The sequence below is a fragment of the Ensifer sp. EB106-03-01-XG145 genome (genome assembly GCF_058792075.1).
In genome coordinates this window covers 124,815-149,028 of record NZ_JBYTEC010000007.1, presented here as the reverse complement: position 1 = coordinate 149,028, position 24,214 = coordinate 124,815, and the positions used below count along the sequence as shown (strand labels likewise).

The following is a 24,214-nucleotide window of genomic DNA, read 5'->3' as shown; positions in this document are numbered from 1 at the left end:
ACATTGCATCATGAACATTGTCAGGTCACAAGGTCGCGCTATCTTCCGGAAGATCCATTTAGCGGTAGCCGATGCCACGCCCTCCCAAGACCTCAACCCAGATTGCAAACACCTCCAGCAAGGGTGCCGATCGCCCGGAAAGCTCGGAATCGACTGTCGAGCATGTCGTGCTCCAGACGGGCGCTTCAAACCCATCCGACGGGCCGGATCAATCCACGAAAGCCACCCCCTCCCCGACACTCTTCGGCCAAAGCGGACAGGCAGCTCGCCATCTGTTGGTTGCGCTCGGCCACGACTTGAAGGTGGGTGCAACCTTGGTCCGCGCGAAGACTAAGTATGCGGCTTCCTATCTGAAAACGAAATTCAGGCCTTCGAATGCAGACGAAGCCGCATCAACTGCCGACGATCCCCGTGGGTGGTTCGTGGCTGCTCTGGCGAAGTTCGGGAACCGGCTGGGTGCGCTGCGTAAGAAGCCCTCCGAAGATCGCGCACGCACCTTCGTCAGGCCAAGCTGGTGGAAGGTTGCCATCGGCTTGGCCCTCCTCGCCTGCCTCCTTCTTCCCGGTACTGTACTCGTGTGGGCGCTGAAGGATGTTCCCTGGAGCGAGATCCGAGACGGAACTTTGAAGCCTGTCGTGGTGCTGGAAACGGCGGACGGAGGACCGCTGGTCAGACAAGGCCCTTATCAGGGACCCTACGCACAGTACGACCAATTCCCTCCGCGGCTGATTGATGCCGTGCTGTCAATCGAGGACCGCCGGTTCATGGACCATTTCGGCATCGATGTCAGAGGGATCGGACGGGCGCTTGTGCGGAACTTCGAAGCTGGCTCGGTGGTCGAGGGCGGCAGCACCATCACCCAACAGCTCATCAAGCTGCAATATCTCGACAGCGACCGAACAATGAAACGAAAGATCCAGGAGTTCGTGATCGCCCTGTGGCTGGAGTGGAAGCTGGGCAAGCAGGAAATTCTGACGCGTTACCTCAACACCGCCTATCTCGGCGCCGGCGCCACCGGCATGCCCGCAGCCGCAAGGATCTATTTCAACAAGGACATCGGCGCACTCAACCTACCGGAATCGGCGATGCTGGCTGGCTTGTTGCGGGCGCCGAGCCAGTGGAATCCGATCGACAATTTTGAGGGTGCGCGCCAACGCACATCGGTCGTCCTCGACACGATGGTAGCCAATGGCAAGATCACCGCACCCGAGGCTGCACAAGTCAAGGCGAGCTTCGCCACGCTCCATCCGACGACGCCGACGCCACGCTCCGGAAGCTGGTTCGCCGACTGGATCTCGCCGCAGGCGAGCGAAATCGCCGGCGCGTCGCCGGGTTCGACCACGGTGCGCACGACACTGTCCCCACAGCTGCAACGGATCGCCGAAAGGGTTCTGGCAAACGCGCTGGATACGGAAGGAAAGGCGGCCGGAGTATCCCAGGCGGCGTTGGTTGCGATGACGCCCGACGGAGCGGTCGTCGCCATGGTCGGCGGTCGCGACTATAAGCAAAGCCAATTCAATCGCGCAGTGACCGCCATGCGGCAACCGGGTTCCACCTTCAAGCTGTTCGTCTACTATGCGGCCCTGAAGGCCGGGTTCACTCTGTCCGACCAGGTCCTGGATGCGCCGATCGACATTAACGGCTGGTCGCCCGAGAATTCCGGTGGCCGCTATCGCGGCTGGGTCACGCTTGCCGAGGCCTTTGCCCGCTCGCTGAATGCGCCAACGGTGGCGCTTGCCCAGGAGGTCGGGCTCGACAATGTGATCGCCGCAGCGCGCGAGCTCGGCATAAACGCGCCGCTTGCCAATACGCCGTCCTTGGCCCTCGGCACTTCCGAGGTCAGCTTGCTTGACCTCACCAGCGCCTATGCCTCCGTCCATCTCGGAAAGGCGCCCGTAGAACCCTGGGGCATCATCGACTTTCAGGCGGCCGGGCAGCCGGAGGCGTTCCGTGTCGGCTCACAGGTCGCGCCGACCATTGATCTCTCCGCCTACCAGCCGGATCTCGTTGGCCTTTTACAGTTGGTGGTCGAGCGCGGAACCGGACGAGGGGCCGCTCCCGGCGCGTTCGCGGCCGGCAAGACCGGCACCAGCCAAAACAATCGCGACGCCTGGTTCGTCGGCTTCACGGAGCCACTCGTCGCCGGCGTATGGGTTGGCAATGACGACGATACGCCGATGAAGGGGGTCACGGGTGGCGCCTTGCCAGCGCATATTTGGCGCGACTTCATGCGGGAAGCGATGGCGGCGCCTGCGGCGGGAGCGCTTGTCGAAAGCCCGGCCGCGCCGCAGTCCTGCAACATCACGGCCTGCTCCCGCAGCTATCGTTCCTTCAGGCCGTCGGACTGCACCTATCAGCCCTATTATGGCGGACGGCGACTCTGTGAAAAATGAGCCTTACTTGGGCGCGATGCCAGCTGACTGGAGCACGGCCTTTGACGTTGGACGGTAGGGACAGCGACACCCTCGCGCGTGCGTCGATCGAGACGGCGCACTGCATGGATTCGCAGTCGGTGCGAAGCTTGCCGTTGCATCGATGCCTGGGCAATGCTTGCAGCTCGATGGATTGACAGCGCGCATTTCACCGGCGAGATGATCGAGGCGAACACGATCGCGCCTGACCTGCCACCGCTCTCTGCTCAAGGCAGCGTATGACAACTAGACCGCTGAACCGATGATACACAGCAATCGCTCGATCTTCGAACGCCCCTTCTATCTGGCCGTCCTTTGGTGTCTCCTCCTGCTTGTCGGTGGAGGCATGCTGGTGGTCTGGGAACGGCAGGCGCTGGTTGCCGAACTTGAGCAAGAGAGCACGCTCCTCCATAGCCTGGCCTCCCAGCGGGCCGATCAGCATGATGCGCACCTGACCGCGTTGTCGGCCGTTGCCGTCGCATCCGAAGGGCGCAGGCATGACCTGTTCCTCGAGGTCGCCCGCACGATTGCGCGCTTCTATCCACGGATCGACGAGGTTCAACTCGTCCCCCTGGATCCAAACGCGGAGACCGTCGGGACCGATCCACTCGACGCCAAGGCCGCCGAGCTCATCCGGACAGCTGCCAGAGCTTCGGACGGGCGCATCGCTCTCCTGCCCCATCCGCAACGCCCCGACCACTACATCATGGTCAAGCGCAGCCCGAACACCGACGAGGCGCGCTATGGTTTGATGCTTGGTATCGATGCAGCAAAGTTGATCGGAGAAGGCGGGCCATTCTGGTCTCGCCCGGGTGTCGCGGTGCGGTTGTCTTTGCCGGACCGACACCTTCTGCTCCAGCCGGCCGCCCTGCCCGAGGCAATCCGCTTTTCGAAGGCGCTGAGCAGCGTATCGCAGCCGTTGGTGCTGGAAACAGGCATGGAGATCGGGTTCGCGGACATGTTCCCGCCCGTACAGACCGGCTTGACGTTTCTGGTAGTGAGCCTTGCCTACCTCGCAGGATTGGCTGCATTGCGCCAGCGTGCGCGCACGCGCGCCGCAGAACAGCAGGCAACGCTCAGCGCGCTCGAATCGCGCCTCACGCACGCCTCACGCGTCAACGCGCTTGGCGAAATGGCGAGCGGCATGGCGCATGAACTGACCCAGCCCCTGACTGCAATCCTGGCGCAGGCGCAGGCCGGGCGCCGGCTGCTCAGCCAAGGGCAAGACGCAGCGCTTGCTCCGGTACTGGAGGATACAGTGAGCCAAGCGCGCCGGGCATCCGCCATATTGGAAAGGTTCCGCAACTGGTCGCAGCCCCATGCGGCGCCGGTTGCTGCCTTCGATCTGCGTCAGGCGCTCGCAAATGTTGAAGCGTTGCTTGAACCAGACGCGATATCACGCGGAATTCAGCTTGATTTTCAAGTTCCAGAAACACCGGTTTCAGTCGTTGCCGATCCGGTCGAGATTGAACAGGTCGCATTCAATCTGGTCCGCAACGCCTTTGAGGCATTGGCTCAACAGGCGGGCGATACAGGACGCGTGACCGTTACCTTGAGCGCGGACGACAACACGGTGGTCTTCGAGGTCGCCGACAACGGTCCCGGCGTTCCGGAAACACTTCGCCCGCGGCTGTTTACGCCATTCGTAACGACCCGCGCCGGCGGCACCGGGCTCGGTCTGGCACTGAGCCAGCGGCTGGTGGAACGCGCCGGCGGCGAAATCGCCCTGGTCGAGAGCGACCCCGGTGCCACCTTCAGAGTGACGCTGCCCCGTGCGCGCCGAACCGAGGAACCGAGGCGATGACCCTCCCCGTCTATCTCGTTGACGATGACGATGCGGTGCGTCGCGCGCTCAGCCTGTTGCTCTCGACGGTCGGCATCAAGGTCACGGGTTTTTCTGATCCGCAAGTCTTTCTGACACAGGTTTCGCGCCTCGAGCCCGGCTGCCTGGTGCTCGATATCCGCATGCCCGCCATCTCCGGGCTGAAGCTGCAGGAAAGACTAAGGGAGCATGGGGTAGACTGGCCGACGATCGTTATCTCCGGTCATGGTGATATCGAGGCCTGCCGTCGTGCCTTCCGTAATGGCGCGATCGATTTTCTCTCGAAGCCGGTGGACGAGCAGGACTTGATCGATGCGATCCACAAGGGCCATGAACTGCTGGAGCGCACCATGCGCGTACATGCCGAGAAGGCAGAGACGCTCGCTTTGCTGGCGATGCTCACGCAGCGCGAGCGCGAAGTTCTCGACCGTATCGCTGCGGGTTTCACCACCCGCCAGATCGCCGAAGGTCTCGGCCTTTCGCCGCGTACTGTCGAAAGCCATCGGGCCGCAATCGGTGCCAAGCTCGGCAGCACGTCGCAGGCGGAGATGACGCGCATCTGGCTCGACGGAACGAAAACTCCGTAGAACTACGGATGCTCGCGCAAGGTCTACGAATACCGGCGACAGCCGAGGCGGGATAGCCTTTCCACATCAACAGGAAAGGAACCTATGATGATCCGCAATATCGTGCTCGCAGCTGCGCTTCTCGCTCCCGTCGCCGCCGCGGCGCAGGAACTGCCGACCGCGGCCTACCTGCCGCTCGACATGGCCGTCAAGGCTGCCGAAGCCGCAGTGAAGGCTTGCGCTGCGGAAGGCCACAATGTCAGCGTTGCCGTGGTTGGTCGCGATGGCGCAACCAAGGTGATGCTGAAGGCCGACAATTCCGGTCCCCACACCGGTAACAGCGCGCAGGGCAAGGCCTTCACGTCCGCTGCCATGGGTCGTGACACGGCTGGCCTCGGCGACTTCATCGTCTCCAAGCCGGCGAATGAAGGTCTTCGCGACATGGACGCCCGGATGGTGATCCAGGCTGGCGGCGTGCCGATCAAGTTCGGCAAGGCCCTGGTTGGCGGCATCGGCGTAGGCGGTGCGCCGTCGGGTGATATCGACGCGAACTGCGCCACTGCCGGCCTTCAGGCAATCGGCGCCAAGTAATCCGCTGGACATCAGAAGTGGCCCTCCCAAGAGGGCCACTTTCCGTTGGAGGTTCTGCGCTTGGGAACCGATCCAACGGAAACCTTCGCAGGGCCGAAGCGCCTGCATGCACTGGCCGTCAGTTCTGCCTGGGCTTTATGTTGCCGACGGATATCGTGCCGGACCTCACGCCTCGGGCAAGGTCTTTGCGGACCCTCGGTCCCAAATGCTCCGCTGCGCCGGCCATCATCTGAACCCCACTCGAAACCGGCCCGCACTGGTCCCTTGAAATTGCGGCCGCCCACTCCATTTAAGGGGCATCACCCGTTTCGAGAGCCTGTCATCAGCGATGCTATCTGCATTCAATGACGGCACTCCGGGTCCGAACAGGGCGCTCCCCGGAACACGGGTCGAGCGCCCTGTTTCGTTGAACTCGGGCGAGCGGAATACCGTCGTAGATGAGCGGCATTGGCCGTCCCAGCCGGAACCGAGCATTCCCGGCGCGCTCAATCTGCTTTGATCCGCTGGCGATAGACGAGATACGCACCTGCGGCGCTCATCGTCGCGAGTGCGAACCACGTCAGCGCATAGACCAGATGGCTGTTGCGAAAGCGGACGATCGTGAGGCCGCCGATCGGCAGTCCACCGGGATTGGGTGTTGCATCCGCATCAATAAAGTAAGGTGCGACATTGTGCAGGCCCTTCGCCGCGGCGATCGCAGCGACGTCTCGCGAAAACCACCGATCGCTTGCCGGGTCATTGGACCGCAGGAAGGCGCCGCCGGGTTCGGTGATGCGCAGAAGCCCGGTTACCGTAACGGTTCCGTCGAGCTCACCCTCACCGCGTGCGGCAACATCGCGGCGATCGGCCGGCACGAAGCCACGGTTGATCAGCACGGTTGAGCCATCCTCAAGCCGCATCGGCGTCAAGACCCAAGATCCAGCGCCAAGCTCCGTCACCGCCTGTACCAGCGCGGTTTGGTCGTGACTGAAGGTACCGGTCGCGGTGACGCGCCGGTATTCGTCCTTTTCCCGATTGACGGCGCCCCAATCGGATTGTGCTGGCGCCGGTACAGAGGGTGCACCGACACGCGCCTCGACACGGGCAATGAGATCGAGCTTCCAATAGAGCCGTTGCACCTGCCAGGTGCCGAGCGCCAGGAACACCGCAACGAGGAAGAGCAAGGCACCCGTCATCATCAGGCGGGCGCGGGAGGATACGCGGCCCCTCCCCGTCGCCTTGTCGTCGGTGATCATCGTCGTATCCGCCTGACCCGTCCCGCGCTCAGGGCATGTTCTTCATCATCTCGTGGGTCATCGGCATCATGTTGGTATTGAGATGATGCATGACCCAGAGCGAACCTGCGAGCGCGATACCGACGATGACGATCGTGAAGATCAGCGCCATCAGCGTCCAGCCCCCTTCGGAACGGGCGTTCATGTGCAGGAAGTAGATGACGTGCACAACGATCTGGACGACGCCGATGCCCATGACGATGACGGCGGTCAAAAGCTTGCTGTCCAGCACGCCGCCCATGACCAGCCAGAACGGGATAGCCGTCAGAATCACCGACAGGATGAAGCCCGTCATGTAGCTCTTGAACGAACCGTGACCGGCGGCATCGCCGTGATGGCTGTGCGCGTGATGAGGTTCGAACGCGCTTTCGTGGTCGGAATGTGCGCTCATCCGAGAGCTCCCAGGAGATAGACGAAGGAGAAGACGCCGATCCAGATGACGTCGAGGAAGTGCCAGAACATCGACAGGCACATCAAACGGCGTCGGTTTTCCGGGATCAGCCCATGTTTGCTGACCTGCACCATCAGCGTGATCAGCCAGATGATGCCGAAGGTGACGTGCAGGCCGTGCGTGCCGACCAGCGTGAAGAACGACGACAGGAAGGCCGAACGTGTCGGGCCGGCGCCCTCGTGAAGCAGGTGATAGAACTCATAGAGCTCCACAGCCAGGAAGATTGCGCCGAACACGCCGGTGACGCCGAGCCAGAAGAGCGTCTCCATCTTGGCGTTGCGCTCCATCTGGAGCATGGCAAAGCCATAGGTGATCGACGACAGAAGCAGCATCGCCGTGTTGAAGGCAACGAGGCTAAGGTCGAACAGGTCGGCCGGTGACGGTCCCGCCGCATAGTTGCGGCCGACGACGCCGTGCGTGGCAAACAGTACGGCGAAGATCAGGCAGTCGCTCATCAGGTAGAGCCAGAAGCCCAGCATGGTGCTGTGTTCCGGGTGATGTTCTTCCGTGATGTAGAACTGCGGCTTCTCGTTTTCTTGGACTTGGGGTTCGCTCATCGTCTCAGGTCCGTTCCGCGAGCAGCTTGGAGCGTGCATCTTCAGTCGCCGCTACAGTCTCTGCGGGGATGAAGAAATCTCGCTGATAATTGAAGGTATGGCCGATTGCGACGGCAAGCAGGGCAATGAAGGACACGGCCACCAGCCACCAGATGTACCAGATCAGCGCGAAACCAAGCACGACGCTGATGCCGGCGAGAATGACGCCCGTGCCGGTATTCTTCGGCATATGGATCGGTTTGAAGCCGGTGAGCGGACGCTCATAGCCGCGGTTCTTCATATCGTACCAGCTGTCGTGGTCATGCACGACCGGGGTGAAGGCGAAGTTGTAGTCCGGCGGCGGCGACGAGGTCGACCATTCAAGCGTTCTGGCATCCCAGGCGTCACCGGACGTCTCGCGCAGTTGCTCGCGGCGGAGAAAGCTGACGATCAGCTGCATGATGAAGGAAGCGATGCCGATCGCGATCAGGACGGCGCCGAAAGCGGCGATGATGAACCAGATCTGCAGCGACGGATCTTCGAACTGGCTGACGCGGCGGGTGACGCCCATCAGGCCGAGCACATAGAGCGGCATGAAGGCGAAGAAGAAGCCGATCTGCCAGAACCAGAAGCTCATCTTGCCCCAGAAGGGATCGAGCTTGTAGCCGAAGGCCTTCGGCCACCAGTAGACGAGCCCGGCCATCAGCCCGAACAGCACGCCGCCGATGATGACGTTGTGGAAGTGGGCGATGAGGAACAGCGAGTTGTGCAACACGAAGTCGGCTGGCGGGATCGCCAGCATGACGCCGGTCATACCACCGATGACGAAAGTGACCATGAAACCGATGGTCCACAGCATCGGCAATTCGTAGCGGATGCGGCCGCGATACATGGTGAAGAGCCAATTGAACATCTTGGCACCCGTCGGGATCGAGATGATCATTGTGGTGATGCCGAAGAAGGCGTTGACCGACGCGCCAGACCCCATCGTGAAGAAGTGGTGCAGCCACACCAGGTACGACAGGATCATGATCACGCAGGTGGCGTAGACCATCGAGGTGTAGCCGAAGAGACGCTTGCCGCAGAAGGTCGCCACGACTTCGGAGAAGATGCCGAAGGCCGGCAGGACGAGGATGTAGACCTCCGGGTGGCCCCAGATCCAGATGAGGTTGATGTACATCATCGGATTGCCACCAAGGTCATTGGTGAAGAAGTTCATACCGAGGTAGCGGTCAAGCGACAGGAGCGCCAGCGTCGCCGTCAGGATCGGGAAGGTCGCGACAATCAGGATGTTGGTGCAGAGCGAGGTCCAGGTGAAGACCGGCATCTTCATGAAGGTCATGCCCGGGGCGCGCATCTTCACGATGGTCGCAATCAGGTTGATGCCCGATAAGGTCGTGCCGACGCCGGCCACCTGTAGCCCCCAGATGTAATAGTCGACCCCGACGCCGGGACTGTAGTCGGCGCCCGAGAGCGGCGGATAGGCAAGCCAGCCGGTGCGCGCGAACTCGCCGACGAACAGCGACATCATGATGATGACGGCGCCGCCGGCGGTCATCCAGAACGAGAAGTTGTTGAGGAAGGGGAAGGAGACGTCGCGTGCGCCGATCTGCAGCGGCACGACATAGTTCATGAAGCCGGTGACGAACGGCATCGCCACGAAGAAGATCATGATCACGCCATGGGCGGTGAAGATCTGGTCGTAGTGATGCGGGTTGAGGTAGCCCTCATTGCCGTTGAAGGCGATCGCCTGCTGCAGGCGCATCATCAGCGCATCGGCAAAGCCGCGCAAAAGCATGATGATCGCTAGGATGATATACATGATGCCGATCTTCTTGTGATCGACGCTCGTGAACCACTCGTGCCAGAGATAGCCCCAGAGCTTGTATTTCGTGATCAAGGCGAGGATCGCAAGGCCCACCACTGCCACGACCGCGAAGGTCGCGACGAGGATGGGTTCATGATAGGGGATCGCTTCCCAGGTAAGCCGCCCGAAGATGAATTGCGTGAGGCTGGTGTCACCAAACATGGGTCTTCCAATATGTCTCGAATTGCGGCCCAAAAAGGACCTTGGCGCTCGCTGGATCGGAGCCGGCGAGCGCGCGAAATCCTACTGCGTCTTGTGCATATCGTGGTTCATCGGCGCCGGCTGCTCTTCCTTGACGCCCTCGGCCGGTTCCTCGCTTTTGGCGGGATTGCCGGTTTCGGGGAAGGTCGCGGCAGGCGCGGAGGCTTCCGCCGCGGCGCCGGCATGACGGTTGTCATGCTCGAGCTTGGCGCGGTTCTCATGGCTTTCGACGCCGGCGCCGCCCATCATGTCGATGTGCATCATGTCGTTCATGCACATTTGCCCTTCCCGCACGCACATGTTGAGCACCGCCTCATAGAGGCCGTCGTCAACGGAGGCGTAGTAGCGCACCGGCTCCTTGATGCTCGGCTTTTCGAGCTTCAGGTAGGCATCGCGGTTGAGCATCGTGCCATTCTGCTTCGCCCGGGCGACCCACTGGTCGAAGCCCGCCTTGTCCACACCGTGGAATTTGAAGCGCATATGCGAGAAGCCGTCACCGCTATAGTTGGATGAGAGCCCTTCGTATTCGCCCGCCTTGTTGATGACGGCGTGCAGCTTGGTCTCCATGCCGGGCATGGCATAGATCATGCCGGCGAGCGCCGGAACATAAAAGGAGTTCATCACCGAGGAGGCTGTGATCTTGAAGTTGATCGGCACGTCCACGGGTGCTGCCATCTCGTTGACTGTCGCGATGCCATAGTCCGGATAGAAGAACAGCCATTTCCAGTCGAGAGCTACGACCTCGACCGTGATCGGCTTCATCTCTTCCGTCACCGGGCGTGCCGCATCGATGCGGTCGAGCGGCCGGTAGGGATCGAGCTTGTGTGTGCTCACCCAGGTGATCGCCCCGAGCGCGATGATGATCGCCAGCGGCGCCGACCAGATGATGACTTCGAGACCGGTGGAATGGTGCCATTCCGGATCATATTTGGCGGCCGTGTTCGACTGGCGATAGCGCCAGGCGAAGAAAAGCGTCAGGAAAATGACGGGTACGATAATCAGCAGCATCAGGACCGTCGAAATGACGATCAGATCCCTCTGCTGCGCGGCAATATCGCCGGATGGCGACATCACAACCATGTTGCATCCCGTGAGTGTCGAGAGCAACAGGACGGATATCATCGATCGTCCGGCTAAACTGAATGGCTTCGGCATTGCGGCCTCAACTTGCGTTTTGTCTAGTCGGCATTACTCGGGCATGATCGCGCATGGAAGTGAGGTCCATCGTCGCAGCGCAGCATTTTGCCGCAGTGCAGTGACCGCCTTATCGCTCTATGCGCGTTTGTACGGGCGCAAAGTCTATTGTCGGTCCGATGCCAGCTGTTCCAGCGAACGTTAGGCACGAACTCAAATGAGACATGTGCGCATGTACGTGCGCGGCATTCTTGATATCAGACGCCAATTGGTCAACACTCTAACGACAAGACGTTCGTTCGTCGGAGAAATTCATGGTTTCGGTCTCTCACCCCACATCGTCTGGTCTCGAGCGGGATGCACGTCGCATTCATGAAGACGACAAGCCTCTGTCGCCGGGTAGCATCGCCATTGGGGTGGTCATCGGCCGAACCTCCGAATTCTTCGATTTCTTCGTCTACGGGCTCGGTTCGATCCTTGTCTTCCCGAAATTGATCTTTCCGTTCGCGTCCAATGCGGTGACCGCGACGCTGATGTCCTTCGCGCTGTTCCCCCTCGCCTTCCTCGCGCGCCCCGTCGGGTCCTTCGTCTTCATGTGGGTCGACCGGAACTACGGACGCGGCACGAAACTCACCATCGCGCTCGTCATCCTCGGCGGCTCAACGGCATCGATCGCCTTCCTGCCTGGCTACGACACGATCGGCTACTGGGCCGTGGCCCTGTTGGCGTTGTTCCGCCTTGGACAGGGTTTTGCGCTTGGCGGCGCCTGGGACGGTCTCGCCTCACTGTTGAACCTCAACGCGCCGCAGAATCACCGCGGCTGGTACGCGATGATCCCGCAGCTCGGCGCGCCGATCGGCTTTGCGCTGGCGAGCATTCTTTTCGGCTATTTCGTCAGCAGCCTATCCGAGGCAGACTTCCTCGCCTGGGGTTGGCGCTATCCTTTCTTTGTCGCTTTCGCGATCAACGTTGTGGCGCTCTTTGCGCGTCTGCGCATCGTTGCCAGCAAGGAGTTCGGTGCGGCCATGGAGGCCAAGGAGCTTGAGGCCAGGCCGATCTTCGAGATGCTGAGCAAGCACAGCATCGATGTCGTGCTCGGCGCCTTCGTGCCGCTTGCGAGCTTCGCGATGTTCCACCTCGTGACAATCTTCCCCTTGAGCTGGGTGACGCTCAATGGCGGTCAGTCGGCAGCCGAATTCCTGTGGGTCCAGGTTGCAGGTGCCGCTCTCGGCGCCATCGGCATCGTGCTGTCGGGCGTGATCGCCGACCGGGTCGGTCGGCGAAACCAGCTGATGATCGGCGCCATCCTGATCGCGATTTTCAGCTTCTCCGCGCCGTTCCTGCTCGATGCCGGCGGCAAGGGCCAGGATGCGTATATCCTGATCGGCTTCGCCATCCTCGGCCTTTCTTTCGGCCAGTCCTCCGGCGCCGTTTCGTCGCGCTTCACCCAGTACTATCGCTACACCGGCGCGGCGCTGACATCCGACCTCGCCTGGCTCGTTGGCGCGGCCTTTGCGCCGCTCGTCGCACTCGGCCTTGCCAGCAGCTTCGGCATCATCTTCATCGGCGGATATCTGATTTCAGGTGCGATCTGCACGATCGCGGCGCTCAGCCTGACCCGTGCGCTCGATCAGCAGTAAGGGCATGGCGGGGCGGCGACGCCCAGCCTGACATCCTCAGAGACGAACTTCGACATGAAAGCCCCGGTCCATCCCCGGGGCCGGCGAAGCGATCAGCAGTCGTCCGTGCATTTGTTCCATCAGTCGCTGCACGATCGCAAGGCCGAGGCCGGAGCCGGAAGCTTCCGTCGGCCCGCGATTGAAACGCTTGGTCAGGCCATTCAAGGTATCCGCGTCGATGACGGCACTGTCGTTGGTGACGCGCACGCCTTGCGCATCGACGTCGATCCTGACCGGGCTGCCGGAAGGACTATGGATAAGCGCATTCTCCAGGAGATTGCGCAGGACGATCGCAAAGGCATCGGGGGGAATCGGACGCACGAGTTCGGCGCCTTCGGCGACATGAACCTTGAGACGGCTTGCGCCGAGCGCCGACCGCTCCATGTCCTCCAGCACAAGAGCCAGCACCGGCAACAGATCCGTGTTTTCGTCCGAGATGGCGATCCCGGCTTCGGCCCGCGACATCTGCAACAGCTTCTCCGCCAGTCGACCGAGGTGAAGCAGCGCGCGTTCGATCTGGCTGGTTCGTTGCCGAAAAGCCGGAGGCACTTCGCTCGCAAGCCGCTGTGTCTGCGCGAGTGCACCGGCGATCGGGGTCCTCAGTTCATGGGCGCTGTTCGAGGTGAACTCCCGTTCTGCTTCGAGCGCGGCCTTGAGTCTCGTCAGCAGAAGGTTCACCGAACGGGCAATTGCCCGCAGTTCCTTCGGCAGCGCCGCTTCGTCGAGCGGGGCCATGTTGCCGCTGTCCTTGGTGAGGATTTCTTCGCGCAACCGTTCGACCGGCGCAAGCGCGCGGCGCGCGACAAGGATGATGGCGATGATGCTGGTCGGAATCAGGGCCAGCAGCGGCAAGAGAAGCGCCGTGCCGCCCTCGAAGAGAGCTTCGGTGCGATGCTCGAAGGCGTCAGCCACTTGGACGAAGAGGGAGCCGTCGGTTGTTCCGGCGGTGTAGATCCGGTGCGTTGCCGTTTCCGAGAAACCGACCTCAAGCGGAACGGCGAAGGGTTCCGGCGCGCCGTCGTCAAACAAGACCCTGCCGCTGCGATCGCGGACCTGATAGGCTAGATATAGTGAATTCAGCGCTGGCGCGACCAAGCCGACAGCGGGTGTGCCATCGGCACGGTCGCGGGCGATGTCGTCGACTACGATTTGCAGCAGCCGTTCGGCCGTTTCCTGGACACCGCTGTCGAAAATCTCGGTGAATTCGTCCTGCATGACATAAACGCCAAGGCCGAGCGCGACGAACCAGAAGATGGCGACGACGCTCGTCAGCGCGATGGTCAGCCTGCGGGTCATGCTTGCAACGCGCGACATCCGGTCACCTGATGCTGTAGCCGAGGCCCCGCACGGTCTCGATCCGGTCGGAGCCGATCTTCTTGCGCAGGCGGCTGATATAGACCTCAACCGTATTGCTTTCGATCTCAGCGCCAAAGGCGTAGAGCGCGTCGTGGAGTTGCTCTTTCGAAACCAGCGCGCCGGGGTGGGCGACGAGTTTGTCGAGCACGGCCCATTCCCTTGCGCTGAGGCTCTGGCTTTCACCTTCGACCAGCACCTTGCGATGGACCTGATCGATCTCGATGCCGGGAAGCCGGACCGTTGGCGTCGCCTTGCCGACATACCGCCTGGAAACGGCCAGCATGCGGGCACTCAGCTCACCGAGATCGAACGGCTTGACCAGATAGTCGTCGGCCCCGCTGTTCAATCCTTCGATGCGATCGGAGATCTGGTCGTGTGCCGTCAGGATGATGACGGGCGTGCCGTCGCCCCGCATCCGCAGCAAGCGCAGGAGCGATAGCCCCGAACCGTCAGGCAATCGAAGGTCGAGCAGTATCAGACCATAGAGAACCGTCTCCGTCGCGGCCGTGGCATCGGCAGTGCGCGTAAACCAATCGACGGCGTGGCCGGCCGCCGCGACATGGTCGCGCAGCGCCTCCCCCAGAACCTGATCGTCTTCGACTAGTAGGACTCTCAAGATATCACCGGACACTTGTTCGTCCTTGCCTATGTTCGATGGGGGATGGGCGTCAAGCCCCTGAAGCATTGTGCATCACTTTGCGGCAGCGGCGGCGCCGACGCATGGATGGTCGCGATCGTGGAGCAATGGGCGCCAGCGGGCTGCTAGGATGCGGCGCGTTCGCGAAACGCGCCGCGCCTTTTCATATAGCTGACGATCGCCGTGCCGATGCCGACGAGCGCCATCAGAACGCCGAGCGCCGCGAGTACACCGGTATTGTGTTCCACGGGGGCATTGCTCGCGAACTTGTACATTTCGGTGGCGAGGATTGCGATCATCGCGGCCGAGACGGTCGAGTAGTCCTTGCCGATAACGCGCTTGACGTTGAACGACATTCCCTCGGTAGACTGCGCAAAGTTCCTCATTCGCAATGCCCATCGCGGCACGTCGCGGCAATAGGCCTGGTAGGCTTCGCCGAACGTTCTGTCGAGGAAGGCTTCTTCGGCATAAACGATGCACTGGTACATGAAGGCAAAGAGCCCGATGCCGAAGACGACGAGAAGCGGGTTGCCGTGCAGCAGGAACACGCCTGAATAGAGCAGCATGTTTCCAACGTAGAGCGGGTTGCGGCAGACGCCGAACATGCCTTCCGTAACGAGATCCTTGGCATAGACCTTTTTCTTCAGGCCGCCGCGCTGAATGTATTTGTACCCGACCACGGTCGCACGCAAGGTGAGGCCGGCCAGGATGACCAGTACGGCCGCGAGGTCCTTGGCGAGCGTTAACGCTGGGCTATCGAGCACCAGGGCCGGAGGCGGCGCCAGCAGAAACAGAACAATGATGATGGCCGGAAACAGTTGGTTCCGGAAACGGAAGAGAAAATTACCGATCGCGATCATGGCCCGACGTTCCTACTTGATCGCGATGATGCCGCAGAAATTGTACCAGCGGAAAAACACCTCGACGCTGCGGAATCCTGCTTCCTTCAGGAGCTGGAGGTTTTCCTCCAGACGGTAGGGAATGAGCACGTTTTCGAGTGCTTCGCGCTTCTTGGCGATCTCGATATCGGAGTAGCCGTTGCGGCGCTTGTAGTCGTAGTAGTGCTCGATGAACAGGCGGTTGAACGTCGAGTCCTCGCTGGTGAGCTTTTCGACAAGCAGTAGGGCGCCGCGTTCATTGAGCCCGTCATAGATCGTGCGCATGATCCGCTCGCGATAGAGCGGACGGACGAACTGCAACGTCAGCAGCATCATCACGACACTTGCGTCGTGAATGTCGATGCCCTGGTGAAGGTCGCCGACCCTCAGGTCTATCGACCGGTTGGTGTTGGCTTCGACGATCTTCTCCCTCGCCTTCTCGATCATGTCGGGAGCGTTGTCGATGCCAACGAAGCGGACGGAGGGATCAACCATGGCGTCGAGGCCGAGCAATGTCGTCGCCGTCGAACAGCCAATATCGTAGAGACAGCTACCCCGTTCAGCGAAGTCTCCGGCTAGTTCGCAGACCATGCGCTGGATCTCGCCGTAATAGGGAACCGAGCGGCTGACCATGTCGTCGAAGACAGCGGCCACCGTCGCGTTGAACGCGAAGTCGCCGACCGGCTGATCTGGTGTTGCGAAAACCTCGTCTCGCCTGTTGTTGTTCTCGTGCACCTGTAGGTGCGGTACCTTGCTAGCCATTCGCAGGTTCCTTTGTCCGTCCAAAGCACTACGCGGACCCTTGCCTTCGTTGCGGCAGGGGCCAATTTGCGGGCTAGAGGGCCATCGAAACCTGACATGAACCTGAATGGCGGCACCAACGCACACGACACTCCAACAGCGCCAATGTAACGCTCTGATTTTATGAACTTGCCGGCCGTCCGGATGCCGACTATTCGAGTTCGTCGGCTCCGTCGTCAAAAGTCACGGAGCAGCGATGCCCGGCCGGTATGTGGTTGTTGGGATTGGGAAGCTCTATTCGCAAGCCGAATGTGCCGCTCGCTGCGTCGAAGACCTGATCAACCACCTTGATCTTGCCGGTAAAGCGGCCCTGGATCGGAGCATTCGGGACGACCTGCGCATCCATTCCCACATGTAACTTGCCGAACTCGCTGACCGGGATGAAGGCCTCGACAAAGAGCGGGTCAAGCTTGGCAATTGTCGCCAGCTTGCCGTCCTGATCCAGGTATTCTCCGTTGAAGAGTGAACGCTCGAGCACGACGCCGCTGATCGGACTGCGGATCGTCCTTTGCTCAACCACCGTCTGCGCCCTTTGCAGTTCCAGCTCAGCGCTGCGCTTGCGGGTTTCGGCGGTCGCAAGCTCCTTCTGGATGACCTCCATTTCGGCAACGGCCTCTTCGAGCTTGTCGGTCGAGGTGACATTGCGCGCAAGCAGCGCCTCCGCCCGTTTCATGCGGTTGCGAGCAAGATCGAGCCGCGCCTTCTGCGCCTCGATCTCGGAGGTACTCGCGGCCTGCTCGGACATCAGCTCCACGGTCGCCTGCTCCGCATCGGAATGGAGCCTGGCGATAATCTGGTTTTCGTTCACCTGGTCACCGCGAGCGATCAGAACCTCTTTCAAAAGGCCGGGAACCGGACTGCCGATGCGTACGACGACAGAAGGGTCGATGACGCAATCGAAAGCGTGTGCCGAAGCCGGCGCGATGGAGCAAAGCGGAAAGAGAACGGCGAGCATCTGCCGCGCCTTCGCGCGCCTGTCCGCCCGGGGTTTTACCATTCCGTCTTCTGACATTGCGACACTTTTCATCGGGTCACTCCGGCAAGCCTGAAAAGGCCAGCAATGTGCCCAGGCGTCGATCCTGGGCCAGAAGGTTCTTTCGGTCCTTGGCATGCGTTCGTTCCGCCCGCTGCTGGGCCAGATCGAAAAGCAATAGCCGGGCACGCTTTCCGCATCGACCGAGCAGACGCAGCGGCTGCCAGGGAATGAGATCAAGCAGCGGGTCTTCCAGAGACAGGATCGCTTCCGTGCTTCCCGGGTCTCCCTTGCGGGCGGTTCGTCCCTCCATCTGCCTGTCGATGCGCCCCGCGTCATGTCGTTCGCTGAGCAAAACGTGAAGGCCACCCAGCGCGAGAGCCTGCGGGACCACGGCGATGTCGACGCCGCGTCCCGCCATGTTGGTGGCGACCGTCACCCGACCGACGCCGCCGGCCTGCGCAATGATCTCGGCCTCCTGCGAACTCTGTTCCGCATTGAGCACCCGATGCTCGATCCCTTGCCCCTGCAGTACGACACTCACTGCCTCGGAGGCCGAGACCGAGCGCGTCGCAATCAGGACCGGGCGGCCGGCGGCTTGCAGTTCCTGGACCCGCCGCACGATCGTAAGCCATTTGTCGTCAAGCGTTGGGCAAATCGTCGTCGGCAGTTTCGTGCGCCGCGAGGGCGCGTTCGGGGGAATACGCATCACCTGCAGCCCGTAGACATGCCGGAGTTCTTCGGTAATTTCGCGTGCGGTTCCCGTCATTCCCGCCAGGTGGAGGTATCGGCGGAAAAACCGCTGATAGGTCATCCTCGCCATTGTCAGCTTGCGGCTTGTGATCACGCAGCCTTCCTTTCCTTCGACCAGTTGGTGCAGCCCGTCGCTCCAGGAGCGATCAGGCATCACGCGGCCGGTATACTCGTCGATGATCTGCACCTTGCCGTCGCTGACGAGATAGTGCTCGCCCTTCTTGAAGAGCAGCAGCGCGACAAGCGCCTGGCTGGCAGCCTCCTCACGCCGGATGCGATTGCGCCAGATGCCGCCGATCGCCTCGGCACGTTCTGCAAGCTTGGCCTTTCCGGCTTCGGTCAATTCCAGCCTGCGCTCATCGAGCAGCAGCAAATAATGGGTCGGCTCCTTGAAGCCGTCGATCAGCGCGAAGGTCTGCTCCACCCATTGCCGCTCGCCGTCCGCGTCCGTTTCCTGGGAAATGATGAGCGGCGTTCTCGCCTCGTCCACCAGTACGCTGTCGGCTTCGTCGACGATGGCGAAATGCAGTCCACGCATGACAAAAGATGGCTCTTGGCCACGGCGCTCGTCCAACATGCGGTTCACCTTCGCGTGAACGGGCCGTGGCTGGCCGCCGAAAGTGATGCGGTCGCGCAGATAGTCGAAGGCGATTTCCTTGTTGCTGGCATAGACGACATCGCACGCGTAGGCTGCCGGCCGATCCGGTCTTGGCACAGTACTGTTGACGAGACCAGTCGTCAGCCCAAGAAAATCGTAGATTGGGCGAAGTATATCCAGATCGCGCGCCGCCAAGTAATCATTGACGGTGATGACGTGGACTGGAAGCCCGGCAAGCGCGGCGATCGACGCCGGCAGGCCGGCGGTCAAGGTCTTGCCCTCGCCCGTGTCCATCTCCGCCACGCGCCCCTTCAGCATGGCAAGGCCGGCAAGTATCTGCACGTCGAGGTGGCGCAATCCGATGGTACGCTGTGAAACTTCGCGCACGATCGCAAAGCCGAGACAAATATTGGCATCGATGAGGCCATGGCACCGCAGGGCCGCACGGACTTCGCCGATGCGCGCAGCGAGCCCCTGCCCGGTTTCGTCGCCCAGGGCTGCTCCCGCCGCATTGATCTTCTGGACAAGTTCCCTCAGATGGCGCCGGTGCAAACGACCGGCAACCATCTGCGGAACGCTGGTCACCATCTTCTCGATGCCGTCAAGCCAGTGCTCGGGTCGGTCCTGGCGTTCGGGGTAGACGACCAGTGGAGGCGGCGACCAGCTCGGGACGCGAATATTCATGGTCGCTTGCCCAATCCGCCTTAGGCGCTCGCTTCCTCGACGGGCGCATCTTGGCCGTTCCGGTAGCTCTTCGGCTGCTTCGGTACGGCGGGCGGAGCGTCTCCCTTACCGGCAGCATCCACGGCTTCGGGCATGCGCTCCAGCATGCTCGAGAAATGCCTGAGCGAGTGAAGATGCAGGTACGTGCATTCCAGCTCGTCATTGGTGAACATGGCCTGCATGTCTTCGCTTGCCAGCGCTTTCAGCTTTTCACGGTTGACCGTCATGAACCCGGAAAGCGACCGGCGTTCGCCGCTGTTGAGGTTGAACTGGGCCTGCATCGGCTGCAGCAGCCCCAGTGATTTCAACCGCTCACAATACTGGCGGGTTCGCTGGTGCCTTGCCTGATAGTCCTGCAGGAAGCCAAGCACGCTCTTCAGGTATTGGGTTTGCTGTCCCTCGCTGTCGAACAGGCGCTCGCCGCGGCCTTCGCGATTGAAGCCGTCGAAACTTTCGTCGATGTGAAGGATGAACGTCTTGCCGCTGCGGTCCGTTGAGAACACGAACGGATAACGGCGCACGAACGCCGGCACATATTTGCCGAGCCAGGCACCGTCGTCGCCGACGAAGAGGTTTTGCGTCTGCTGGGCGCCGAGAACCACCGCAGGTGTCACCGTGTCGTCCGTGCCGGCAAAGACGATCGGATATTCGGCGGCGGCCTGAGCAAATTCGATGGCCGTCACCGGAACCGAGTTCACTTCTTTTGCGAACTTGTATGAAGTTCCGCTTTTAATCGACACATCCTTATGGCGATCGGCCGAGACAGGATGCACGTCTTGATAGAAAAGAAGTTGCGCTGTCATGGTGGTTTCCCTCTAGTATCTTGTAAGTGCCACTCAGGTATTCTAAAAGACAATCGCCAGATTTTTACTCAGGCTGATTTGATCGAACACTTTATTAGACTTCGTGTCCAGTCAAACTTTAAATAAACGCAGGAATATCTGCCGCGTTGAACGATAAATTCTACTGGCGACGGGCGAGGACCCGTGAGAGAACCGCACAAAGACACGTCCACCTATTCGAGGCACGGTCGGGCTCTCGGTCAGCATCAGGTCGAGATGCAAAAGATTGGCAAGCACCCGCCGCTGTGACGTGTCGCGGGGGTCGAGCGCAATGGCACCGCCGCCGGCGGTGCTGAGCGCCGCATTGGGCAATGTGTCGGTTAGCGCCGGAACCTCGCGGACAACGACCGCCCTGTAGATCTTCGAAAAATCCTCGACGAAGCGCAGACTTACGTCCCGTGTTTGCGAACGGACAAGGTCGGCGTCCTCCTCCGGGACGATGACCCGAATGGTTGGCTTGTCGAAGTGCGCAACGTAGGCGATCACCTTGCCACGTTGCACGAACTTGCCGGGCAGGTCGCGATCGTCGGGCAGGATCAGCGTGCCGCTCGATGGTGCTCGGACGATCAAATTCTCCTGCCTTTGCCGTGCCAGGTCGAGATCGGCACGCGCAAGCCGCAGTTCCTCCTTGACCATGCTCGCATGGGCAAGATCCGACAGATCCTGCTTGGTAAGACGCCGTTGGAGCTCGGCGACACGCAGTTGCAGCAGGTCGACGCGCGCCGCCAGCAGCGGATCCTCCTGCCGGATCAGTGGATCGCCAGCCCTGACCTCGGCGGCGGGTGCGGCGGCAATTTCATCGACCGTACCATCGGTCTGAACATGGACGATCGCATCGCCTGGCAACCATACGATCCCCTGCACGACAGTCGCGTGCGGAATGGGCAGCACGAAGACCACCAGCGCGACTGCGGCGAGGACGGAGCCGACCACTGCGAATGCGCGGCCCCGGCTTCGCCGCAGGAGCGGGCTCGTCAGCAGGAACCAGAAAGCCTTTGCCAGCGGCACTGCAAACATCAGAATGAGCGCCCAGATGGCGAGCAAGGTACCGACGATGAAAAACTTCTGACTGACGAGCGCGATGATCGCGCCAGTGACCACAAGGCGGTAGAAGAACGCCGAGACGCCGTAGAGAACGAACCAGAACTCCTCCCCAGGCGCCGTCGCCGGCGAGTTGACCGAGCCGATCTTGAAGGCGTAGCGCTGAACGAGATAGGCAAGATATTTATTGGCCCGGCTCGCGAGGTTGGGTATCTCCAGAAGATCGCTCAGGACGTAGTAACCGTCGAAGCGCAGAAGCGGGTTGCCGTTGAAGAGCACGGTTGACACGCCGCCGATCAGCATGACGTTGAAGGCGAAGGCCCGCACGAGCCCCTCCTCCGCATAGACCCACACGATGAGGGCAACCGCGGCAAGCGTCATTTCCACGAAAATGCCGGCGGCACCGACGAGGGCGCGTTGCCACTTGCTGGCAAAAGCCAGGCTGTCGGATGCATCGACATATGGGACCGGCATGAAGACCAGCATCATCGCACCGACCTCGTGGACGTCGCCGCCCCATCGCTTGACTGCGTAGGCGTGCCCTAGCTCATGCAGGGTCTTGATGAGCGGATAGGCGATCAGCATCAGGAAGAGGTTCGACGTTGACAGAACGCGGTCGGTCACATTGGCGGTCAGCGCGTTCCAACTCATGCCGGCAAGAACGGCGGCATAGGCGACAAGACAGATGAAGACGAGCGCGCCGAACCATGAGAACAGCACCCGGCCGACAATGGCGGTGGCGTTCAGAAACTCGTTCGGATCGAGAAGGCCGAAGCGAATGGCGAGGGGATTGCCGAAACTCATCAAGAGCTTGCGATTGCGCGCCTTCTTGCCGCGCTCGGCGATTTCATTGATGTCGGGCGGAACATTGCCGAACAGGACGTCCGCCGCGTGCAACTGCCCGAGAAGCTGGATGACCTCATCCTGGGTCACGACCTTGTCGGTGAGCTTGTCGCAGGCGATGTCCCAGATCGCCTGCATTGTCCGGTGACCATCCATCAGGCTGATGATGAGATAGGTCTCGGGCGTGAAACGGTGGAAACGCCCGGATGTTCGGTCCTGCAGCACGTACCAGAGCTGATCACGAAAGACCGTTCGATGGATGCGTACATGGCCGCGCAGCTTCAGCTTCAGTTGCGCGACGCGGTACCAGGATGAGCTGAAGTAGGACCGTTCCATGTCCGCGCCCTCACGGCAACCAGCGCCACGCGGCGAGATAGGCCCATTGCACCATCTTGTCGGTGTAAACGCGGATCAGGAGCCGTTCGTCGACGGAGGTCTTGGCAATGCCCTCCATACCAGGCCGAAGCCGATCGCTCAGATGATCCAGAGCTGCTTCGACCTTGAAGAAATTGTGTCCCTCCTTCTGGGTGGAAATCGCGGTGATCTGCTCAATCCGATAGGTGAGCGGCTCCTGCGGAAGCGCGGAAACTCGCAGGACTCCCTGGCGGCCGATCTCGACATCGTCAATGTCGCTTTCATCGACTTCGAGGATGACGCGATAGGACTTGAGCGGTGCGATCGTAAAGAGCTCCTGCCCGCGCTCGACCGCAGCGCCGATCGACTGGCTGAGGTCGCCGTTGACGACATAGCCGTCAAAGGGAGCGAGCAGCCGGGTGCGCTTGAGCTGTTCGTCGATCAAAGCGAGCTGGGCGTCGGCCTGATCGATCTGCGACTTGACGATGAGCGCCTCGGCCCGTTCGTGCTGCATCAGCGCCCGGTCATATTCGGTCGTCTTCTGCTGTCGGGTGGTCGTCAGCCGAAGCCGTTCCAGTGTCAGATCCTGGTCGTCGAGCTGCGCCAGGATCTGCCCCTGTTTGACCACTTCGCCGGCCCTTGCCGACTGGCTGGATACATAGCCGTTGAATGGCGCCACGACGGTTCGCTGGATTGTACCGCGAACGACAGCCGAAGACGTGACGGAGTATTCCGTTGTGGCCACGCTGAAATAGGCGGCCAGGATGACGGCAATCAGCGTCGCGAGCTTGCGGCCGAAATAGCCTGGGCCCAGCAGGCGCCGCAACTGGTTGCCGGCGGCCTCCCAAAGCTTCACCAAGACGTTCCTGTCGTTGCGGCGTTTTTCCTCAAGTACTGGTCCGACGACCGCTGCCACTGCATCGCACAGGTCGACGGTCGTCTCGTCGAAGGCACTGCCGCGTGGGCGCTGCAGCGTCAGGGCGCCCACGATCTGATGCCCAGATTGCAGGGGAATCGTCAGCACGCCTCCGCACTTGTGCGTCTCGACCAGCTCTTCGTGCGCCCGAAGGACACGATACTCCCAGTGCTCCTGCGGCGGGTAGAGAACGATGGCGCGCTGATCGACAGCCTCGTCCATCGCCGCGCCGATGTCGCGAATGATGTTTACCTTGTTGCCGAAGCCTGCCGCATGCGAGACCGTCGCGACACGACATCGCCGTCCGCGGACGAAACCGACGCTGACGGGGTCGCAGGCAAGCCGCATGGCGAGTTCCGTCACGAGCGCGGTGGCCGCTTCGGCGAAACCTTTTGCCTCGATCACCGCGGCAAGCATGTCGAAGGCCAGCCTGTTGCGTTCGCTGACTTCTTCGTTTTCGACTTGGAGCTGGCGCCTGAGCAGGACCTCGACCCAGCCGGAGGCCCATTGCACCTTGCGCATCACCGCGTTGATGGAAGCAGGCTCGACGGAAAGCGAAAGCGCGCAGGCGCCGTACAAGCGCTCGTTGACGATCAACGGCGAAGCGATCATTTGCACCATACGGCTACCGGTCGTTCCGGTGGAGATGCCCTGGCGTTGGCTCAGCGCCCTCTCTGCGATGGCCGTCAACCCCTCGTCGGCGGCCCTTTCCGGCCAGAACGCGATCGGCGTGTAGGGCCCGGTGTCCGGTTCCCCGAGCATGACCATGCCGCTGGCGACGCCAGAGATCTGCCGGCAGAGTATGGCCAGCCACGTCTCCATGAATTCGTCTGGCTCGGTCGCATTGCGGAATTTTTGCCAGAGTGCTTGATCCAAAATAGCATACTTCACCGCCCCCGGGCCTTCGACCGGGGGCGGTGGTGCATATTCCCTGGCAATGTGATCAGTCATGCCGGCACGCGGTGGC

The 24,214-nt window shown here is 61.4% G+C and carries 19 protein-coding genes; 5 read left to right on the top strand and 14 right to left on the bottom strand.

Annotated features, from left to right (window positions below; translation table 11 throughout):
* The first annotated feature begins 71 nt into the window (after window positions 1-71).
* From AC3WWH_RS18470 to AC3WWH_RS18455, 4 genes are all read left to right on the top strand, one after another.
* Window positions 72-2,393 (top strand): PBP1A family penicillin-binding protein, encoded by a 2,322-nt coding sequence (locus AC3WWH_RS18470; RefSeq protein ID WP_058320885.1) that lies wholly within the window; start codon window positions 72-74, stop codon window positions 2,391-2,393.
* A 364-nt stretch (window positions 2,394-2,757) separates the two neighbouring features.
* The gene (locus tag AC3WWH_RS18465; RefSeq protein ID WP_245299049.1) at window positions 2,758-4,215 is read left to right on the top strand and encodes a sensor histidine kinase; all 1,458 of its coding nucleotides are present in this window, start codon (window positions 2,758-2,760) and stop codon (window positions 4,213-4,215) included.
* Window positions 4,212-4,820 (top strand): response regulator transcription factor, encoded by a 609-nt coding sequence (locus AC3WWH_RS18460; RefSeq protein ID WP_058320887.1) that lies wholly within the window; start codon window positions 4,212-4,214, stop codon window positions 4,818-4,820. The genes AC3WWH_RS18465 and AC3WWH_RS18460 overlap by 4 nt, the downstream gene beginning before the upstream one ends.
* An 87-nt stretch (window positions 4,821-4,907) precedes the next feature.
* Window positions 4,908-5,390, top strand: coding sequence for a GlcG/HbpS family heme-binding protein (locus AC3WWH_RS18455; protein WP_492377167.1), 483 nt, complete (start codon window positions 4,908-4,910; stop codon window positions 5,388-5,390).
* Between the two features lie 485 nt (window positions 5,391-5,875).
* Here AC3WWH_RS18455 and AC3WWH_RS18450 read toward each other — a convergent pair whose 3' ends face one another.
* The 5 genes from AC3WWH_RS18450 to cyoA all read right to left on the bottom strand — a co-directional run bounded on the left by AC3WWH_RS18450 (window position 5,876) and on the right by cyoA (window position 10,841).
* Window positions 5,876-6,625 carry an SURF1 family protein gene (locus tag AC3WWH_RS18450; protein WP_058320888.1) on the bottom strand — a complete coding sequence of 250 codons (750 nt, stop codon included), beginning with the start codon at window positions 6,623-6,625 and terminating at the stop codon, window positions 5,876-5,878.
* A 28-nt stretch (window positions 6,626-6,653) separates the two neighbouring features.
* Window positions 6,654-7,055 carry a cytochrome o ubiquinol oxidase subunit IV gene (cyoD, locus tag AC3WWH_RS18445; protein ID WP_057249586.1) on the bottom strand — a complete coding sequence of 134 codons (402 nt, stop codon included), beginning with the start codon at window positions 7,053-7,055 and terminating at the stop codon, window positions 6,654-6,656.
* The gene (gene cyoC / locus AC3WWH_RS18440; RefSeq protein WP_113399250.1) at window positions 7,052-7,672 is read right to left on the bottom strand and encodes a cytochrome o ubiquinol oxidase subunit III; all 621 of its coding nucleotides are present in this window, start codon (window positions 7,670-7,672) and stop codon (window positions 7,052-7,054) included. The genes cyoD and cyoC overlap by 4 nt, the downstream gene beginning before the upstream one ends.
* A gap of 4 nt (window positions 7,673-7,676) precedes the next feature.
* Entirely contained in the window at window positions 7,677-9,680 is a 2,004-nt protein-coding gene (gene cyoB, locus AC3WWH_RS18435) for a cytochrome o ubiquinol oxidase subunit I (protein WP_058320891.1), read from the bottom strand.
* 81 nt (window positions 9,681-9,761) lie between these two features.
* Window positions 9,762-10,841 (bottom strand): ubiquinol oxidase subunit II, encoded by a 1,080-nt coding sequence (gene cyoA, locus AC3WWH_RS18430; RefSeq protein WP_113399249.1) that lies wholly within the window; start codon window positions 10,839-10,841, stop codon window positions 9,762-9,764.
* A 326-nt stretch (window positions 10,842-11,167) separates the two neighbouring features.
* On the opposite strand from cyoA, the gene AC3WWH_RS18425 reads away from it, so the two are divergent.
* Complete coding sequence (locus AC3WWH_RS18425; RefSeq protein ID WP_058320893.1) at window positions 11,168-12,493, top strand: MFS transporter; 1,326 nt, start codon at window positions 11,168-11,170, stop codon at window positions 12,491-12,493.
* Between the two features lie 36 nt (window positions 12,494-12,529).
* Here AC3WWH_RS18425 and AC3WWH_RS18420 read toward each other — a convergent pair whose 3' ends face one another.
* The 9 genes from AC3WWH_RS18420 to AC3WWH_RS18380 form a co-directional block, all read right to left on the bottom strand.
* Window positions 12,530-13,846: a sensor histidine kinase gene (locus AC3WWH_RS18420; protein WP_492377144.1), complete on the bottom strand. Its 1,317-nt coding sequence runs from the start codon at window positions 13,844-13,846 to the stop codon at window positions 12,530-12,532.
* Window positions 13,847-13,850: 4 nt separating this feature from the next.
* A complete protein-coding gene (locus AC3WWH_RS18415; protein WP_113399257.1) occupies window positions 13,851-14,504 on the bottom strand; it encodes a response regulator transcription factor in 654 nt (217 codons plus the stop codon).
* A 146-nt stretch (window positions 14,505-14,650) separates the two neighbouring features.
* Window positions 14,651-15,385, bottom strand: coding sequence for a methyltransferase family protein (locus AC3WWH_RS18410; protein WP_058320895.1), 735 nt, complete (start codon window positions 15,383-15,385; stop codon window positions 14,651-14,653).
* 12 nt (window positions 15,386-15,397) lie between these two features.
* Window positions 15,398-16,165 (bottom strand): carboxy-S-adenosyl-L-methionine synthase CmoA, encoded by a 768-nt coding sequence (gene cmoA, locus AC3WWH_RS18405; RefSeq protein ID WP_058320896.1) that lies wholly within the window; start codon window positions 16,163-16,165, stop codon window positions 15,398-15,400.
* A gap of 190 nt (window positions 16,166-16,355) precedes the next feature.
* Window positions 16,356-17,201 (bottom strand): efflux RND transporter periplasmic adaptor subunit, encoded by an 846-nt coding sequence (locus tag AC3WWH_RS18400; protein ID WP_197417246.1) that lies wholly within the window; start codon window positions 17,199-17,201, stop codon window positions 16,356-16,358.
* A 34-nt stretch (window positions 17,202-17,235) separates the two neighbouring features.
* Window positions 17,236-19,212, bottom strand: a complete 1,977-nt coding sequence (locus AC3WWH_RS18395) for a preprotein translocase subunit SecA (RefSeq protein ID WP_058320898.1) — start codon at window positions 19,210-19,212, stop codon at window positions 17,236-17,238.
* Window positions 19,213-19,232: 20 nt separating this feature from the next.
* Window positions 19,233-20,054 (bottom strand): SapC family protein, encoded by an 822-nt coding sequence (locus tag AC3WWH_RS18390; protein ID WP_063891425.1) that lies wholly within the window; start codon window positions 20,052-20,054, stop codon window positions 19,233-19,235.
* A 111-nt stretch (window positions 20,055-20,165) separates the two neighbouring features.
* Entirely contained in the window at window positions 20,166-22,313 is a 2,148-nt protein-coding gene (locus AC3WWH_RS18385; RefSeq protein WP_058320899.1) for a peptidase M50, read from the bottom strand.
* A 10-nt stretch (window positions 22,314-22,323) separates the two neighbouring features.
* On the bottom strand, window positions 22,324-24,069 hold the full coding sequence (locus AC3WWH_RS18380) for a GAF domain-containing protein (protein WP_197417247.1): 1,746 nt from the start codon (window positions 24,067-24,069) through the stop codon (window positions 22,324-22,326).
* Between the last annotated feature and the right edge of the window lie 145 nt (window positions 24,070-24,214).

Excerpts from the sequence above, each read along its gene's own strand:
- AC3WWH_RS18470 (WP_058320885.1), top strand. The coding sequence starts at position 72 with ATGCCACGCCCTCCCAAGACCTCAACCCAGATTGCAAACACCTCCAGC.
- AC3WWH_RS18465 (WP_245299049.1), top strand. The coding sequence starts at position 2,758 with ATGCTGGTGGTCTGGGAACGGCAGGCGCTGGTTGCCGAACTTGAGCAA.
- AC3WWH_RS18460 (WP_058320887.1), top strand. The coding sequence starts at position 4,212 with ATGACCCTCCCCGTCTATCTCGTTGACGATGACGATGCGGTGCGTCGC.
- AC3WWH_RS18455 (WP_492377167.1), top strand. The coding sequence starts at position 4,908 with ATGATCCGCAATATCGTGCTCGCAGCTGCGCTTCTCGCTCCCGTCGCC.
- AC3WWH_RS18450 (WP_058320888.1), bottom strand. The coding sequence starts at position 6,625 with ATGATCACCGACGACAAGGCGACGGGGAGGGGCCGCGTATCCTCCCGC.
- cyoD (WP_057249586.1), bottom strand. The coding sequence starts at position 7,055 with ATGAGCGCACATTCCGACCACGAAAGCGCGTTCGAACCTCATCACGCG.
- cyoC (WP_113399250.1), bottom strand. The coding sequence starts at position 7,672 with ATGAGCGAACCCCAAGTCCAAGAAAACGAGAAGCCGCAGTTCTACATC.
- cyoB (WP_058320891.1), bottom strand. The coding sequence starts at position 9,680 with ATGTTTGGTGACACCAGCCTCACGCAATTCATCTTCGGGCGGCTTACC.
- cyoA (WP_113399249.1), bottom strand. The coding sequence starts at position 10,841 with ATGATATCCGTCCTGTTGCTCTCGACACTCACGGGATGCAACATGGTT.
- AC3WWH_RS18425 (WP_058320893.1), top strand. The coding sequence starts at position 11,168 with ATGGTTTCGGTCTCTCACCCCACATCGTCTGGTCTCGAGCGGGATGCA.
- AC3WWH_RS18420 (WP_492377144.1), bottom strand. The coding sequence starts at position 13,846 with ATGTCGCGCGTTGCAAGCATGACCCGCAGGCTGACCATCGCGCTGACG.
- AC3WWH_RS18410 (WP_058320895.1), bottom strand. The coding sequence starts at position 15,385 with ATGATCGCGATCGGTAATTTTCTCTTCCGTTTCCGGAACCAACTGTTT.
- cmoA (WP_058320896.1), bottom strand. The coding sequence starts at position 16,165 with ATGGCTAGCAAGGTACCGCACCTACAGGTGCACGAGAACAACAACAGG.
- AC3WWH_RS18400 (WP_197417246.1), bottom strand. The coding sequence starts at position 17,201 with ATGGTAAAACCCCGGGCGGACAGGCGCGCGAAGGCGCGGCAGATGCTC.
- AC3WWH_RS18395 (WP_058320898.1), bottom strand. The coding sequence starts at position 19,212 with ATGAATATTCGCGTCCCGAGCTGGTCGCCGCCTCCACTGGTCGTCTAC.
- AC3WWH_RS18390 (WP_063891425.1), bottom strand. The coding sequence starts at position 20,054 with ATGACAGCGCAACTTCTTTTCTATCAAGACGTGCATCCTGTCTCGGCC.
- AC3WWH_RS18385 (WP_058320899.1), bottom strand. The coding sequence starts at position 22,313 with ATGGAACGGTCCTACTTCAGCTCATCCTGGTACCGCGTCGCGCAACTG.
- AC3WWH_RS18380 (WP_197417247.1), bottom strand. The coding sequence starts at position 24,069 with ATGGAGACGTGGCTGGCCATACTCTGCCGGCAGATCTCTGGCGTCGCC.